General features: G+C 37.5%; 19 protein-coding genes and 1 riboswitch. Of the genes, 17 read left to right on the top strand and 2 right to left on the bottom strand.

Going from position 1 to position 15,433, the window contains the following annotated elements:
- Nucleotides 1-3 precede the first annotated feature (3 nt).
- From cpu_RS11480 to hslO, 13 genes are all read left to right on the top strand, one after another.
- Nucleotides 4-495, top strand: coding sequence for a DUF116 domain-containing protein (locus tag cpu_RS11480; RefSeq protein WP_075860111.1), 492 nt, complete (start codon nt 4-6; stop codon nt 493-495).
- Between the two features lie 9 nt (nt 496-504).
- Nucleotides 505-1,827 carry a 16S rRNA (cytosine(967)-C(5))-methyltransferase RsmB gene (gene rsmB, locus cpu_RS11475; RefSeq protein ID WP_159434010.1) on the top strand — a complete coding sequence of 441 codons (1,323 nt, stop codon included), beginning with the start codon at nt 505-507 and terminating at the stop codon, nt 1,825-1,827.
- Nucleotides 1,828-1,839: 12 nt separating this feature from the next.
- The gene (gene rlmN, locus cpu_RS11470; protein ID WP_075860109.1) at nt 1,840-2,868 is read left to right on the top strand and encodes a dual-specificity RNA methyltransferase RlmN; all 1,029 of its coding nucleotides are present in this window, start codon (nt 1,840-1,842) and stop codon (nt 2,866-2,868) included.
- 2 nt (nt 2,869-2,870) lie between these two features.
- The gene (locus cpu_RS11465; RefSeq protein ID WP_075860108.1) at nt 2,871-3,614 is read left to right on the top strand and encodes a PP2C family protein-serine/threonine phosphatase; all 744 of its coding nucleotides are present in this window, start codon (nt 2,871-2,873) and stop codon (nt 3,612-3,614) included.
- Nucleotides 3,611-5,443 (top strand): protein kinase domain-containing protein, encoded by a 1,833-nt coding sequence (locus cpu_RS11460; protein WP_075860107.1) that lies wholly within the window; start codon nt 3,611-3,613, stop codon nt 5,441-5,443. The genes cpu_RS11465 and cpu_RS11460 overlap by 4 nt, the downstream gene beginning before the upstream one ends.
- Before the next feature lie 5 nt (nt 5,444-5,448).
- Nucleotides 5,449-6,321, top strand: coding sequence for a ribosome small subunit-dependent GTPase A (gene rsgA / locus cpu_RS11455; protein ID WP_075860106.1), 873 nt, complete (start codon nt 5,449-5,451; stop codon nt 6,319-6,321).
- Nucleotides 6,322-6,328: 7 nt separating this feature from the next.
- Entirely contained in the window at nt 6,329-6,988 is a 660-nt protein-coding gene (rpe, locus tag cpu_RS11450) for a ribulose-phosphate 3-epimerase (protein WP_200800691.1), read from the top strand.
- A 48-nt stretch (nt 6,989-7,036) separates the two neighbouring features.
- Nucleotides 7,037-7,160, top strand: a riboswitch (FMN riboswitch).
- Nucleotides 7,161-7,232: 72 nt separating this feature from the next.
- A complete protein-coding gene (ribD, locus tag cpu_RS11445) occupies nt 7,233-8,309 on the top strand; it encodes a bifunctional diaminohydroxyphosphoribosylaminopyrimidine deaminase/5-amino-6-(5-phosphoribosylamino)uracil reductase RibD (protein ID WP_075860104.1) in 1,077 nt (358 codons plus the stop codon).
- A 9-nt stretch (nt 8,310-8,318) separates the two neighbouring features.
- On the top strand, nt 8,319-8,960 hold the full coding sequence (locus cpu_RS11440) for a riboflavin synthase (protein WP_075860103.1): 642 nt from the start codon (nt 8,319-8,321) through the stop codon (nt 8,958-8,960).
- A gap of 19 nt (nt 8,961-8,979) precedes the next feature.
- The gene (locus tag cpu_RS11435) at nt 8,980-10,188 is read left to right on the top strand and encodes a bifunctional 3,4-dihydroxy-2-butanone-4-phosphate synthase/GTP cyclohydrolase II (protein ID WP_075860102.1); all 1,209 of its coding nucleotides are present in this window, start codon (nt 8,980-8,982) and stop codon (nt 10,186-10,188) included.
- A gap of 14 nt (nt 10,189-10,202) precedes the next feature.
- Complete coding sequence (ribH, locus tag cpu_RS11430; protein ID WP_075860101.1) at nt 10,203-10,661, top strand: 6,7-dimethyl-8-ribityllumazine synthase; 459 nt, start codon at nt 10,203-10,205, stop codon at nt 10,659-10,661.
- Nucleotides 10,662-10,676: 15 nt separating this feature from the next.
- Entirely contained in the window at nt 10,677-11,213 is a 537-nt protein-coding gene (gene yfcE / locus cpu_RS11425) for a phosphodiesterase (RefSeq protein ID WP_075860099.1), read from the top strand.
- Nucleotides 11,214-11,228: 15 nt separating this feature from the next.
- Nucleotides 11,229-12,089 carry an Hsp33 family molecular chaperone HslO gene (gene hslO, locus cpu_RS11420; RefSeq protein ID WP_075860098.1) on the top strand — a complete coding sequence of 287 codons (861 nt, stop codon included), beginning with the start codon at nt 11,229-11,231 and terminating at the stop codon, nt 12,087-12,089.
- 60 nt (nt 12,090-12,149) lie between these two features.
- On the opposite strand, the gene rpmB is transcribed toward hslO, so the two are convergent.
- Nucleotides 12,150-12,338 (bottom strand): 50S ribosomal protein L28, encoded by a 189-nt coding sequence (gene rpmB / locus cpu_RS11415; protein WP_075860097.1) that lies wholly within the window; start codon nt 12,336-12,338, stop codon nt 12,150-12,152.
- Nucleotides 12,339-12,361: 23 nt separating this feature from the next.
- On the opposite strand from rpmB, the gene recG reads away from it, so the two are divergent.
- Nucleotides 12,362-14,476: an ATP-dependent DNA helicase RecG gene (gene recG / locus cpu_RS11410; RefSeq protein ID WP_077177326.1), complete on the top strand. Its 2,115-nt coding sequence runs from the start codon at nt 12,362-12,364 to the stop codon at nt 14,474-14,476.
- 24 nt (nt 14,477-14,500) lie between these two features.
- Here recG and cpu_RS14155 read toward each other — a convergent pair whose 3' ends face one another.
- Nucleotides 14,501-14,632: a hypothetical protein gene (locus tag cpu_RS14155; RefSeq protein ID WP_268761787.1), complete on the bottom strand. Its 132-nt coding sequence runs from the start codon at nt 14,630-14,632 to the stop codon at nt 14,501-14,503.
- A 116-nt stretch (nt 14,633-14,748) separates the two neighbouring features.
- On the opposite strand from cpu_RS14155, the gene cpu_RS13700 reads away from it, so the two are divergent.
- The 3 genes from cpu_RS13700 to cpu_RS11400 all read left to right on the top strand — a co-directional run bounded on the left by cpu_RS13700 (nt 14,749) and on the right by cpu_RS11400 (nt 15,406).
- Nucleotides 14,749-14,901 (top strand): hypothetical protein, encoded by a 153-nt coding sequence (locus cpu_RS13700; protein WP_159434009.1) that lies wholly within the window; start codon nt 14,749-14,751, stop codon nt 14,899-14,901.
- Nucleotides 14,902-14,970: 69 nt separating this feature from the next.
- Complete coding sequence (locus tag cpu_RS11405; RefSeq protein WP_075860095.1) at nt 14,971-15,183, top strand: alpha/beta-type small acid-soluble spore protein; 213 nt, start codon at nt 14,971-14,973, stop codon at nt 15,181-15,183.
- Nucleotides 15,184-15,202: 19 nt separating this feature from the next.
- On the top strand, nt 15,203-15,406 hold the full coding sequence (locus tag cpu_RS11400; protein ID WP_075860094.1) for an alpha/beta-type small acid-soluble spore protein: 204 nt from the start codon (nt 15,203-15,205) through the stop codon (nt 15,404-15,406).
- The last annotated feature ends 27 nt before the right edge of the window (nt 15,407-15,433 follow it).

Genomic DNA, 15,433 nt, shown 5'->3' with positions numbered 1-15,433 from the left:
AAAATGATTAACTTTTATAAACACAAAATATTTCTAAAATCCTTTTTAAAACTTGATGTAAAAAAAGATATACAAAAATTTGTTGCTTTAGTAAATCAAGCGACTTTAAAAGAAGGGCCTTTTGCGCCGGAAAAAGTGTTGGTGTTGCTCCCCCATTGTTTACAGAAAGCTGATTGTCTTTATAAAATTACTTATGATATGGGAAATTGTCGGGAATGTCAACGTTGCCCTATAGGTATTTTAAAAGCTTTTGCCCGGTTTAAAAGGCTAAATATCGCTGTAGCTGCTGGAGGCACTGCGGCTAGACGCATTGTTCAGAAGATCAAACCCGAAGTAGTGCTTGCAGTTGCTTGCGAGTGGGATTTGTTTTTAGGTATTAATGATATTTCTGTACCGGCGGTTGGCCTTCTTAATCTTCGACCGAAAGGACCTTGCTTTGAAACATTGGTAGAATTGGATAAACTTTATTCTTATATAAACCAATTAGTTTGGTAGGTGCGTTTGGTGAATTTAAGAGAACTGGTTATTAAAATCCTTGTAGAGGTGGAAAAAAATCATTCTTATGCTAACTTATTACTGCCAAAGGTAATTAAGAAACTTCCTAAAAAAGAAGATCGGGACTTTGTCTTAGAGCTTACCTATGGGGTTATCAAGCAAATAATGTTTTTGGATTATATGGCGGAGAAACTCCTAAAGAAAAGGAGTAAACTTCCGCCTTTTGTCGTAAATGCCCTGCGGGTTGGTTTATATCAGTTATACTTTTTGGATAAAGTGCCAACCTATGCGGCTATTAATGAAACCGTTGAGGCGGTTAAGAAAAATTATCGGGAATTTAGTGGGCTGGTTAATGGAGTTTTGCGAAATTTCTTGCGGAATAAAGATGAAATTATTAAAGTTACTTCAGAGGATTCGGTAAAATATTTAGCAATAACTTATTCTCACCCTGAATGGATGGTTGAGCGCTGGCTTAAACAATTTGGTTATTCCAGGACTGAAGAGATATTAAAGTACAATAATGGCCACCCGAATTTAGCTCTTAGAATTAATACGTTAAAAGTAGCTCCCAAAGCTTATGGAAAACTTTTAACTGAAAAAGGGATTAATTTTAAAAGTTTGCCTTTCGTCCCAGAAGCTATCATTATTTTGGACAGAATAGGGGTTACCGAGCTTCCAGGTTTTAACGAAGGCTTGTTTTACATTCAGGATATCGGATCAATATTAATTGCTTATTTGGTTAATCCTGAGCCAAATTCTGTAGGCATCGATGCCTGTGCCGCACCAGGAGGAAAAACAACCCATTTAGCACAGCTTATGCAAAATCAGGGTGTAATATATGCCTTTGACCTTCATTCCCATAGAATTAAGCTTGTGGAAGAAAATGCTCGCCGGCTAGGAGTAGAAATTATTCGGTGTGCAACCGCTGATGCTACAAAATTGCGGCTACCGGAAGAAAATCGAATAGACTGGATTTTAGCAGATGTACCGTGTTCAGGAACTGGTGTACTGGCCCGGCGCCCCGATGCCCGCTGGCAAAAAAGTCCTGATGAGATAATAAAACTTTCTCAATATCAGTTGGAAATTTTAACGCATTTAGCAATGCTTTTACCCCCTGGAGGAATAATAGTTTATTCAACCTGCAGTCTTGAATATGAAGAAAACGAAGGGGTTATTGAAAACTTTTTCAAACGTCATTCTAACTTTACTTTAATAAAGCCACCGGAACTTTTTTATAATTTAGGAGTTATAAGTAAAGAGTTTTATGTTCGAATGCTTCCAGGAGAATTAGGAGATGGGTTTTTTGGAGCAAAACTTTTAAAGCTTAAATAAGGCGGGGATTTGATGAAAGTATTTCTGGAAACTTCGGTAGATGATATAATGAGCTGGCTTGCACTTAATCAAGAAAAACCTTTTCGTTTAAAACAACTGAATGAATGGATTTTTAAAAAAGGGGAACTGGATTTTAATAAGATGACAAACCTTCCCAGCAAATTAAGAGAGAAATTAGCTGAATATTTTCTTTTACCCTCGGCGAAAGTAATTCATCGCAAAAGTTCACGGGACGGTCAAAGTATTAAATACTTATTAAAATTAAAAGACGGTATGGGGATAGAGGCGGTTTTACTTAAATACCGGTATGGAAATACCCTTTGTGTTTCTACCCAGGTTGGTTGCAAAATGGGGTGTAAATTTTGTGCTACTGGCCTTGGGGGGTTTTCCCGAAATTTAACGTCGGGTGAAATGTTAGAACAACTTTTGTTACTGCAAAAGGACAGCCAAGAAAAAATTAACCGGATCGTTTTAATGGGAAGCGGCGAACCGCTTGATAATTATGAGGAAGTAGTTAAATTTATTAAAAGGGTCAATGAAAAAGACAACTTTAATATTAGTTTTCGTAAAATTACGGTTTCGACGTGTGGGATTGTTCCTAAAATAAGACAGCTTGCCGAGGAAAATTTACCAGTTACTTTAGCGATCTCGCTCCATGCTCCAGAAGATAGTTTGAGGAATGAACTTTTGCCGATTAATAAACGTTGGGGTTTAGAGGAGCTTTTAAGCGCTGCCTGGTATTTTATTGAGAAAACTGGTAGAAGGGTAAGCTTTGAATATGCCCTCATTGAAGGTGTTAATGATTCTCCAAATTATGCCTTAAAGCTTGCTACTTTATTAAAAGGAAAGCTTGTTCATGTAAATTTAATCCCTTACAATAAAATTGGTGGACAAAATTTTAAAACTTCCAGTGACGAAAAAATAGAAAAGTTTAAAGAAATTTTAAAGAAAGCAGCAATACCTGTGACTGTTCGCCGGGAATTAGGCGATGAAATTGAAGGAGCTTGTGGGCAGTTAAAAGCAAAATATTTTGGGGTGTAACAATGAAAATCATTGGGAGATCTGTTAAAGGGCCGGTGCGTGCCCAAAATGAAGATGCTTATTATATTGATGAAAATAATGCTATCTGGGCAGTTGCTGATGGTATGGGGGGCCATACCGGTGGGGCGATTGCCAGTCAATTAGCAGTAAAAGTTGTTGCTGACTATTTTTTAAGTACTTCTGTTGCTGATATTACTGATCCAGAGAAAGAGATTCAACAAGTTTTTCAAATTATTAATAGAAAGATTAAAGAAAAACAAAATATAGATGCTGACTTGAAAGAAATGGGTACTACATTGACCTTAGGTATGCTACGTAATGCTTATCTTTTTATTGGTCATATAGGTGATAGCCGTGCTTATGTTTTTAGGGCTAATAAACTAACAAGGCTTACCCAAGATCATACTTACGTAGCAAAAATGGTTTCGCAAGGGATTTTAACGGAAAAAGATGCTATTTCTCATCCCTACCGGCATCTTCTCATAAAAGCCTTAGATGGAGCAAATAATGAAGTAGACATTGTGAAATTTAAAGTACAAGCAAACGACCTTTATCTTTTTTGTACTGACGGTTTATTAGATGGGATAAGCGAAACAGAAATCGAGGCAATTATTGAAAAAAACGGTACAGAAGATTTGGAGCAACTGGCTGAGGAGCTAATTTCGGGAACTTTAGCTAAAGGTTCCCGGGATAATATTACGGTAGTTCTTGCCCGTTATGACGATGGGAGAGAGGTGGAGAAATGATCGGCAGAATATTAGCCGGTAGGTATAAAATTATTGAACCTTTAGGTGGCGGGGGAATGGCGGTTGTTTATAAAGGCCAGGATTTACTTTTAAACCGCTATGTTACTATAAAAATTCTTCGCCCCGAATTTACTAGTGATGAAGAGTTTGTAGAAAGATTTAACCGAGAGGCTAAAGCGCTAGCCAGCCTTTCCCATCCCAATATTGTCAATATTTACGATGTAGGAAAGGAAAATGATACTTACTTTTTAGTAATGGAATATGTCGAAGGAAGAAATTTAAAAGATATTATTAAAGATAAACCTTTAGGTTTAAGAGAAAGCGTCCGCATTATTTTACAAGTAGCCTTGGCTTTAGGTCATGCTCACCAACACGGCATTTTACACCGGGACGTTAAACCCCAAAATATTATCATTACCCCGGAAGGAATTGCGAAATTAACAGACTTTGGCATTGCTGGAAATGTAAGTTCATCTACTATAAATAACTCTAAAGAAATCATGGGTTCGGTTCATTATTTATCTCCGGAGCAAGCTAAAGGAGAAAGTTTAACCTTTGCTTCTGACCTCTATTCTCTAGGAGTTGTTTTTTACGAATTGGTTGCGAAAAGACTACCTTTTACAGGGGATTCACCGATAGCGGTAGCCTTGAAACAAATCAATGATTTACCCCAACCCCCCTCATATTTTAATAAAAAAATACCTTCTGAAATTGACCGGATTATTTTAAAATTATTAAGCAAAAAGCCGGAACAAAGGTTTAATTCTGCTTATGAATTAATTGCTGTTTTAAAAAGGTTAGACTTGCCTCAAGAGGATAGTGAAGATGACCATACGATGACTATCATTTTAGATAAAAACCAGTTATCAGACGCTAGGAGTAAAAAAAAGTTAAAACCGGTAGGTATATTGGCCATAGCGGTTTTAATATTTGCCGTAGTTGGTGTTTTGGTTTATTTTCTTTATAATTACTTAAATGTCAAGGAAGCTACCGTACCGGATGTTCGGGGGCTTGGAATTATTGAGGCTAAACAAAAGTTAGTCGAACTAGGATTTCAAAATATAAATATTTCTTCTACCTACCATGATACCATTCCTAAAGATAAAGTAATTTCTATCGATCCTATGCCCGGGGAAAGGGTTAAGGTAGTTCGACCAATTTACTTAGTTGTAAGTAAAGGTAAAGAAATAGTATTGGTTCCAGATGTACGCGAAAAAAGTATTGAAGATGCCCGGGTGGCGTTAGAAAATGCTGGTTTAGCAGTGGGAGAAATTAGCGAAATATATGATGAACGGTTGCCGGCTGGAACTGTAATTGAACAGGATCCGGAACCAAACACCGAGATAGAAAAAGGCTCTAAAATCAAACTCATTTTAAGTAAAGGCGCAAAACCAGCCTGGGTTACGGTACCGGATTTATTAGGTAAGCAAATCGAAGAGGCTAGAAAGGCTTTACAACAGTCAAAATTAGTCCTTGACGATTCTATTAAAGAAGTGGATAGTATTGATTATTTCGCTGGCCAAATTGTTTCCCAGGCACCTTCTCCAGGAAGCTTGGTGGAGGAAGGTTCAAAAATCAAGGTGACCGTATCTAGAGGGCCTGGACCAGTTAGAAAATCAGTATTAGTTACTTTAGAAATACCCAATGATGGCAATAAACATTCGGTAAAGATAGTTGTAAAAGATGTAAGACCCTCGGAAGTAATTGCGTATGCCAATGACAGTGAAGAACCCGGTACAGTCCTTGAAAAAGAAGTATTTTATTATGGAAAAGGAAAAATAAAAGTTTATTTAGACGAAATAGTTATTGAGGAAAAGGAGGTAAACTAACGTCGTTGGAAGGATTAGTGATAAAAAATTATGCAGGGTTTTATTATGTTGATACCGGAAAGATAATTTATAGGTGTAAAGCTAGAGGAAAATTTAAAAAAGATAATATTAAAATTTTAACAGGAGACCGGGTTGTTATCTCGGTACTCATTCCTGATTCTGAAGGGGTAATTGAAAGCTTACTTCCTAGAAAAAATGAACTAATAAGACCTCCTATTGCTAATGTTGATCAGGTTTTACTGGTGTTTTCTTTTGCTAATCCTTCTCCTAATTCTGAATTAATCGATCGCTTGTTAGTCATGGCAGGAGCTGCAGACTTGGACGTGGTCTTAGTGTTTAATAAAAGTGATTTAGCTGTCTTAGAAAGTCAACAACTCTTTGAATATTATCGGCGAATCTTACCCAAAACAGTAGCAATTTCAGCTCATGCTGAAATAGGTATTGACCACTTAATGAATTATTTAAAGCACAAAATATCCGTTTTAGCTGGACCTTCCGGAGTTGGGAAAAGCACTTTAGTTAATAGACTTGTGCCTGGAGCAAAGTTGGTCACTGGTGAAGTAAGTCCAAAAATTGGACGAGGGAGACATACTACAAGACACGTTGAATTAATAAAACTTCCCTTGGGTGGATTTTTAGCGGATACTCCTGGTTTTAGTAATTTAAATTTGCCTGAAATTGATAAAAAAGATTTGCAAAATTATTTTCCTGAAATTAAAGAAAACCGTATCTTCTGTCATTATCCCGATTGTTTACATGTAAAAGAACCGGAATGCCGAATTCGAGAGCTTATACATAAAGGGGAAATTCCCTCCTTTCGCTATGAAAATTACAAAGCCTTTTTAGAAGAAATATCTCAACGGGAAAGGAGTTATTAGTTTGCCAATTGAAATTGCACCCTCAATTTTAAATGCTGACTTTAGTAACTTGGAATTGGTCATTAAACAGCTAGAACAAAGCGGTGTAAAGTATTTACACCTCGACATTATGGATGGTCACTTTGTTCCTAATTTGACTTTTGGTCCGCCGGTAGTTAAAAGTTTACGTTCCAAAACTAAATTAATTTTTGATGTCCATTTAATGGTGGAAAAACCTGAATTATTAATTGAACCGTTTGTCGACGCCGGAGCGGATTTTATTACGGTGCACTGGGAGAGCACTAAACATCCACACCGGCTTTTGCAAAAAATTAGAAGTTTTGAAAAAAAAACGGGGCTTGCTTTAAACCCTGCAACGTTGCCTGATAATTTGGAATATCTTATGGAACTTCTAGATTTAATATTAATTATGTCGGTTAACCCTGGTTTTGGAGGACAAAGTTTTATTCCAAGTCAAATTAACAAAATAAAAAAAGTCAGGGAAATGATTGATAGGGCAAACCGAAAAATTTTTCTAGGAGTTGATGGGGGGATTAATTTACAGACTGCCAGGAATGTAGTTGCGGCTGGGGCTGATTTTTTAGTGGCCGGAAGCTTTATCTTTAACGGAGATATTGTTAAAAACTACCAAGAACTTTTAGTTATTTGTAGCAAAGCGCAAGATTGACAGCATAAAAACCTCTTAATATAATTAAATTAATTTAATAATGAAGATTGTTACCTTCGGGGTCAGGTGAAATTCCTAACCGGCGGTAAAGCCCGCGAGTCCGTAAAAAGTACGGATAGATCCGGTGTAATTCCGGAGCCGACAGTTAAAGTCTGGACGGGAGAAGGTAAGTGACTCTATTCTTGTCTCTTTTTACCCCGAAGCTCATGCTTTGGGGTTTTAAATTTTTAGAGAGGGGTTAGTAATGTATCAGGAACAATTTATGAAAAGAGCATTAAGCCTTGCCAAAAAAGCCCTGGGCCGAACTTCTCCTAACCCGGTAGTGGGAGCAGTTATTGTAGATAGCGAGGGAAAAATTGTTGGCGAGGGGTTTCATCAAAAAGCTGGGTTACCCCATGCGGAAAGAGAAGCGTTAAAAATGGCCGGGGAAAAAGCACTGGGTGGCACCATGTATGTTACTTTAGAGCCTTGTTGTCATTACGGCCGAACTCCGCCCTGTACCGAGGCCATTATTGCTGCAGGCATTAAAAAGGTGGTGGTTGCGGCCCGGGACCCTAATCCCAAGGTTTCGGGCAAAGGTATTGAAATATTAAAAAAGGCGGGCATTGAAGTAGTGGAGGGTGTGTTAGAAGAAGAGGCGAGCCGTCTTAATGAAAAATTTTTTAAATATATTAAGAGTAAATTACCCTTTGTTGCGTTAAAATGGGCTATGACGTTAGATGGTAAAATTGCTACAATAACAAAAGATTCTCGTTGGATTTCCGGTGAAAAGAGCCGGGAGTTTGTCCATAAATTGCGCAATGAATATGACGGGGTACTGGTTGGGGCCAAGACCTTAATTTTAGATGATCCGCTTTTGACCTGTAGGATACCTGGAGGACGTGATCCCTATCGGATTGTATTGTCCGGTAGTGGCAACTTACCCGAGGGTTTAAAAATTTTTAGCCTCGATAGAGAAAGAAATATCTTAATAACCGCTAACAATAAGCTTCCAAATCATGTACAAAAAGGTTTTAGTAAAATCATTGTTGCTTATGGTGGAGAAAATAAAGTTAATCTTAATGAAGCGTTTTTAGAATTAACCAAGCTTGGGATAATATCCCTACTCGTGGAAGGTGGCGCACAAGTTCATGCCAGTATACTAAAAAATAAACTTGCGGATAAAGTTTACCTTTTTTTAGCGCCAAAAATTGTAGGTGGTGAAACGGCTCCGGGTCCTATTGGGGATTTAAATATCAATTTTATGAAAGATGCATTGCCTTTATCAATTCGTAAAGTTAAGAGGTTTGAGGAAGATATTTTTGTAGAAGGTTACTTTTAGGAGGGTGTCATGTTTACAGGACTCGTGGAAGAACTAGGGAAAGTTCAAGGGATTAAGAGATCTGGAAATTCATTAAGATTAATTATTGAAGCTAATAATGTTACTAAAGAGGTAAAATTAGGGGATAGTATTGCCGTCAATGGGACTTGTCTAACAGTTGTGAATTTCGGAAAGGGGTATTTTGAAGCGGATGTGATGCCAGAGACTTTTGATAAAACAAACTTAAAATATCTAAAACCTGGAGATAGGGTAAATCTTGAGCGGACCTTAAGGCCAGTGGACCGTTTAGGAGGACATATTGTTCAAGGACATGTAGATGAAGTGGGTTGGATTTATGAAATTAAGCCTTGGGAAATTGCCAAATTAATAACCATAAAAGCAACCCGGGATTTTTTAAAATATTTAGTTCCCAAAGGTTCGGTGGCAATCGATGGTATTAGTTTAACGGTGGTCAATGTCTATGAGGATTCCTTTACGGTATCAATAATTCCGCATACGTTTCAAAATACAACCTTAGGTTATAAAAAGGTTGGGGCACCAGTGAACTTGGAAGCGGATATTCTGGCAAAATATGTAATTAATTTTTTACAAAAAAGCCAAACCGCCCAAAAAATTGACTTAAATTTTCTTGCGGATAATGGCTTTTTATAAAAAAAAGGAGTGGTAAAAGGTGAGCTTTAATACTATAGAAGAAGCTTTGGAGGAATTAAAGCAAGGAAGAATGATAATTGTGGTGGATGATGAAGACCGTGAAAATGAGGGGGATTTAGTATGTGCTGCAGAAAAAGTTACCCCGGAAATTATAAATTTTATGGCTAAATACGGTCGAGGGCTTATTTGTGTTCCCATGGAAGGTAGACGCCTGGATGAACTGGAAATACCTATTATGGTAAGTAGGAACACTGACCCCCATCATACGGCTTTTACTGTATCTGTTGATGCCGTGGATACTCATACTGGGATATCTGCTGCAGAAAGAGCTAAAACAATCTTAAAGTTAATTGACCCTGCTTCTCGGCCAGAAGATTTTCGCCGTCCAGGTCATATTTTTCCATTGAGGGCAAGAGAAGGAGGGGTTTTAAGGCGGGCTGGACATACTGAAGCGGCGGTGGATTTAGCTAAACTAGCTGGTTTATATCCGGCAGGAGTTATTTGTGAAATCATGCGGGATGATGGGCAAATGGCTCGTGTGCCGGATTTGCTGGAATTTGCCAAAAAACATAGTTTAAAAATTATTACTGTTGCCTCATTAATCCAATACCGCCGGCGCACAGAAAAATTAGTAGAAAGGGGCGCTTTTGCTCTGCTCCCATCCAAATTTGGTGACTTTGTAGCAGTTGCCTATGAAAGCCTTTTAGATCACCAGACGCATTTAGCGGTAGTTAAGGGCAATGTGGCCGATGGTGAACCGGTACTGGTTAGAGTACATTCGGAGTGTCTTACTGGGGACGTTTTAGGAAGTTTGCGATGTGACTGTGGTGACCAGTTACAAACGGCTTTGAAAATGATTGAAAAAGAAGGGCGAGGAGTATTGTTGTATATGCGGCAGGAAGGACGTGGAATTGGCCTTGGAAATAAAATAAAGGCTTATCATTTGCAGGATTTAGGAAAAGACACCGTTGAAGCCAATGAAGCTTTAGGATTTCCTGCCGATTTACGGGATTATGGAATAGGTGCTCAGATTTTAGCGGATTTAGGTATTAAAAAAATTCGCCTTATGACCAACAATCCCAAAAAAATCAAAGGACTTGAAGGTTATGGATTGGAAATTGTCGAACGAGTGCCCATTGAAATTCCACCCAAAAAAGAAAATAAGAAATATCTTTTAACTAAAAAGAAGAAATTAGGACATCTTTTAAACATTAATGAAAATTTATAGAAAGGGGAATTAACATGCAAGTACTTGAAGGTAAACTAATAGGGAAAGGGTTGAAAGTAGGGATAATTGTCAGCCGTTTTAATGAATTTATTACCCAAAAGCTTTTGGCGGGGGCTTTAGATTGCCTTACCCGGCATGAAGTGGAAAGCAATAATATTGATGTAATCTGGGTTCCAGGTGCTTTTGAAATTCCTTTGGCTGCTAAAAAAGCTGTTTTTAAAGATTATGATGCAGTGATTTGTTTAGGAGCGGTAATCCGGGGGGCAACTCCTCACTTTGATTATGTTGCCGCTGAAGTCACTAAAGGAATTGCAGCTGTAGGATTAGAAAGTGGCAAGCCGGTTATTTTTGGGGTTTTAACTACCGATACCATAGAGCAAGCTATAGAAAGAGCTGGAACAAAAGCAGGCAATAAAGGTTGGGAAGCAGCTTTAGCTGCAATTGAAATGGCTAATTTATTTAAGAAAATCTAAAGTGGAGGGCTTACTTTGGCAATTGGAATAGTTAGTGACCTTCATGGAAGTCTGGCGGCTTTCGTCAAAGCTTATGATTACCTTAAGCATACGGATTATCTTATTTTAGCGGGGGATATTTTATACCATGGACCAAGAAATCCTTTACCCGAAGGATATGACCCGAAAGGATTGGCAAATTTTTTAAACAAGCTTCAACAAAAGATATTTGTAGTTCGGGGAAATTGTGATGCCGAGGTAGATGAGACCTTATTAGGATTTCCATTGCTCTCGCCGTTTTTTTTAACCGAGTATCTGGGTAAGAAGATCTTAACTGTTCACGATTTAAATAAGTTAAATGAAAAATATTTTAACTTTGCCAATATTATTATTCATGGGCATACCCATATCTGGCAATTAGAAAAGTTCCCTGATTATATAATTTTAAATCCTGGCTCTATTTCCCTACCTAAAGGAAAGGACCCAATACCTACTGTAGCAATTATAGACCAGGAATTAAAAATTATTGATATAAATACTGGAAACGTCGTAAAAAATTTGGCTCTGGAGTAGAGAGGAGCAAGAAGTGTGAGTGATTATTTAGTAAAAGGAATGGCAGGAGATTTTTTACGGTTTACCGGAGTTATCAGCCAAAATACTGTGGAAGAGGCAAGAGCTCGGCACAACTTATCCCATCTTGCTACTGCCGCTTTAGGACGAGCCTTAACTGCAACCGTCATTTTAGCCTCGGACCTTAAAAATCCCGATGATTTATTAACTCTAAGAATATTTGGCGATGGTCCCCTTGGGGGTATCATTTGTTCAGCAGGAAAGGATGGTACGGTACGGGGATATTTATTAAATCCAGAGGTAGAGTTGCCTTTAAATCAGTCCCAAAAGCTGGATGTTGGTGGTGGTGTTGGCCGAGGATATTTACATGTTACTAAAGATTTAGGTTTAAAGGAACCGTATACTGGGACAGTAGAGTTACTGTCGGGAGAAATTGCTGAAGATATTGCTTATTACTTATACTCTTCTGAACAAAGACCCAATGTTTTTAATTTAGGGGTCTTAGTTAATCCCGATGGTACTGTGGCCAATGCCGGGGGTTATTTAATTGAAATATTGCCGGGGGCACCGGAAGAGCTAATAAATACAGTAGAGGAAAACTTGGCTAAACAGGAATCACTTACAAGACAATTGCAAAAGGGGAAAAAAATTGAAGAAATAATTATTGATGTGGTAAAACCGTCCAAGGTTGAAATTTTAGAGACAAAACCGGTTAGTTTTGAGTGCCGCTGTAGTAAAGAAAAAATATTACCCCATTTAGTAGGACTTAGCTCGGAAATAGAAGATGAGGAAAAGGTTGAGGCTGTTTGTCACTTTTGCCGAAAAAAATATACTTTTTTAGGAAAGGAAATAAAAAACTACAAGGAAAAAACATTTTAATGCCAATAAATTGGCGTTATTTTTTTAAAGAAAAAAGCCGTGCTTGGGCACGACTTCAAGTTACGCTCTCTGTACTTTGCCGGACTTAAGACAAGAAGTACAGACAGTGATTTTTTTCGGGGTTCCATTTACAATAGCTTTTACTTTTTGTAAATTGGGGAGCCATTTTCTTTTGGAGTGAATATTGGAATGGCTAACTTGGTGTCCGTAGACCACGCCTTTTCCACAAATTTCACAACTTCTGGACATTTAGTACACCTCCTGTAGTTTCTATGCTAAAATATATACATGTAAAAGATATCAAAAAGACGAAGGTTTTTCAAGTATCAAGAGAATTTTTAAGGGGATTTGGTATGGATATTCCTGTTCAATATTTAAAAGGTGTAGGGCCACAAAAAGCAAAACTTTTGCAAAAATTAAAGATTGAAACAATAAAAGATTTAATTTTTTATTTTCCTAAGCGTTATGAAGATCGGAGTTTTTTAAAGAAAGTCAGTGAACTTAAAAGTGATGAAATTACTACTGTTTTAGGGAAAATAGTTGAAGTTAAAGAAATAACTCCTAAAACTAAGTTAAAGATATTAAAAGTTGGTATAAGCGATGATTCGGGTATAGCGTATGGTTGCTTTTTTAACCAATCTTATTTGAAAAAAATTTTTACCCTGGGTAAAAAAGTATATTTTTATGGAAAAGTTGAAAAAAGGTTTTTTGAAACCAATATCAATGTTTATGAGTATGAGTTTTGGGAAGAAGAAGCAATTCATACTAACCGCTTGGTTCCAATTTATTCAGTTACTGAAAACCTATCACCCAAAGTTTTGCGCCAAATAATAAAAAATGCCCTTGATAAACATCTTGAGGAAATTAATGAACCATTACCACTAGATATCTTAAAAAAGTATGGTTTACCTGAAATAACAACTGCCTTATTAAATCTCCATTTTCCTGAAAGTTTGGAACTAGCAGAGTTGGCCCGGCGGCGAATGGTTTTTGAGGAGTTTTTAATGTTTTTTTTAGCCATCGGCAAATTTAAAGAAAATCTTGAAAAACGGCCCGGAATATCAATTATTGGTAATGGAGAGTTGGAAAAAAGTTTTTTAAGTTTACTTCCTTTTAAACTCACTCCAGCTCAAGAAAAGGTCTGGAATGAAATAAAAGAGGATTTGGCAGCAAATAAACCAATGAATCGTTTGGTTCAGGGAGATGTAGGTAGTGGCAAAACAATTTTAGCGGCGCTGGCATTGGTGAAAGCGGTAGAAGCAGGTTTTCAAGGAGCTTTAATGGCTCCCACGGAAATATTAGCTGAACAGCACTATTTAAATTTAAATCGTCTTTTTACACCTATAGGAATTAAAGTTGTTTTACTTTCTGGGAGCTTATCCCCACGGAAAAGAGAGGCAGTTTACCAGGCTATCAAAAATGGCTATGCGGATGTGGTTATTGGAACTCATGCCTTAATCCAAGACGGTGTTACTTTTAAAAATCTTGGTGTCGCAATAGTTGATGAACAACACCGGTTTGGAGTAGACCAACGGAGTAGCCTTATGCAAAAGGGTCTTTTTGTTAATCAATTAGTTATGTCTGCAACCCCAATTCCCCGTACCCTGGCCTTAACTATTTATGGCGATTTGGATGTATCTGTGGTTGATACTTTGCCTGCAGGTCGAAAGCCAATTAGGACTTACTGGATTTCTTCACAAGATAAGGGTAAAGCTTATGCTTTTTTATTAAAACAAGTAGCTGAAGGTCGACAGGGGTACGTGGTTTGTCCTTTGGTCGAAGAGTCAGATAAACTTCAAGTAGAGGCAGTTACCAAACTTTATGAATTTTTAACTAAAAAATTTCCTCAGTATTCCTGGGGACTGATGCATGGGAGATTAAAGGCATCAGAAAAAGAAGAGGTTATGGAAAATTTTCGTAAAAATAAAATTCAAATTCTGGTTTCGACTACGGTTATTGAGGTTGGGGTGGATGTTCCTAATGCTAATGTAATTATTATTGAAGATGCCTGGCGTTTTGGGCTGGCTCAACTTCACCAAATTCGTGGAAGGGTTGGCCGTGGAGAGCATCAATCTTATTGCTTTCTTTTAGGTAACCCGAAAAATCAGGAAGGTATTGTTCGCATGAAGATTATGGAAAAATACAATGACGGGTTTAAAATTGCTGAAGAAGACCTTAAATTAAGAGGTCCCGGGGAATTGGCAGGAACTCGTCAGTCTGGTACCTGGGAGTTTAAACTTGCCGATATCGTTCGTGATCAATCCCTGTTGTTTTTAGCGAAAAAGGAAGCGGATTACATCCTTAAAAATGAAGAAAATTATCAAGAGATTGTAAATTTGGCATTAAAAAAATATCAAGATAAAATAAGTTTATTACAAAAAAATTGAAAAAGATAATAAAAGGCAGACCTCCTATTTGGTCTGCCTTTTTTCTTTTAGCGAAGAACCTTTGTTTTCCTTTTTTTTGTAAATATCATTAAAAACTTCATCATCTTGCAAGTAAACATCTTGGTAAAGATTAAATTTTTTCCTTTCCTTTTTCATTTACAATTACCTCCAGTACTTTTTTTTTATATTTTCCAATTTTACTAAGAAAAAATACAAAGAATTTTTCATAAAAAATTTGAAGAGATAAAAACTAGTATTAAGGAGGTGAAAAAATGCCGAAAAAAACAAAAAAGAACTATGAGTTAACTCCGGAACACCAGCAGTTTATGTATGAGTTAGCCAATGAGATTGGCATTGATGCCAACAAAATCGCACCAAAGACAAAAAATACCCTAAATGTAAATAAATCGCCAGATAAGGATTAAACTTACTGGCATAAAAAAAATTAACCGAGCAAAAATAAGACTACCAATCCAAAAAAGGAGGTGATAACAATGGCCCGGAACGAAATAGTAGTACCCAATGCGAAAGCAGCTTTGGAGCAGTTTAAATGGGAGACAGCTCGGGAAGTGGGTCTTAATATCCAGCCCGGAGCTTATGGTGGAGACATCCCAGCAAAACAGTGGGGCAGATTAGGTGGTAATATGGTTAAGAAACTTATCCAACAAGCGGAATCTCAGCTAAGCGGACAGTTTCCCACCCCTTAATAAAAAGGAGGCATAAGCTATGGCACGCAATGAAGTGGTAGTACCACAAGCTAAACAGGCTTTGGAACAATTAAAATGGGAAACCGCCAGAGAAGTTGGAGTTAATGTTCAGCCCGGAACTTATGGTGGAGATATCCCAGCAAAACAATGGGGAAAATTAGGCGGCAATATGGTTAAAAAGTTAATTCAACAGGCGGAACAACAACTTTCAGGAAAAGCCTAAGGAAGTAATTTTAGCCAGGGCAGAAGG

It is taken from the genome of Carboxydothermus pertinax (assembly GCF_001950255.1).
Lineage (GTDB): Bacteria > Bacillota > Z-2901 > Carboxydothermales > Carboxydothermaceae > Carboxydothermus > Carboxydothermus pertinax.
The sequence above is the reverse complement of the archived record's forward strand: the minus strand, read 5'-3'. Positions and strand labels throughout refer to the sequence as shown.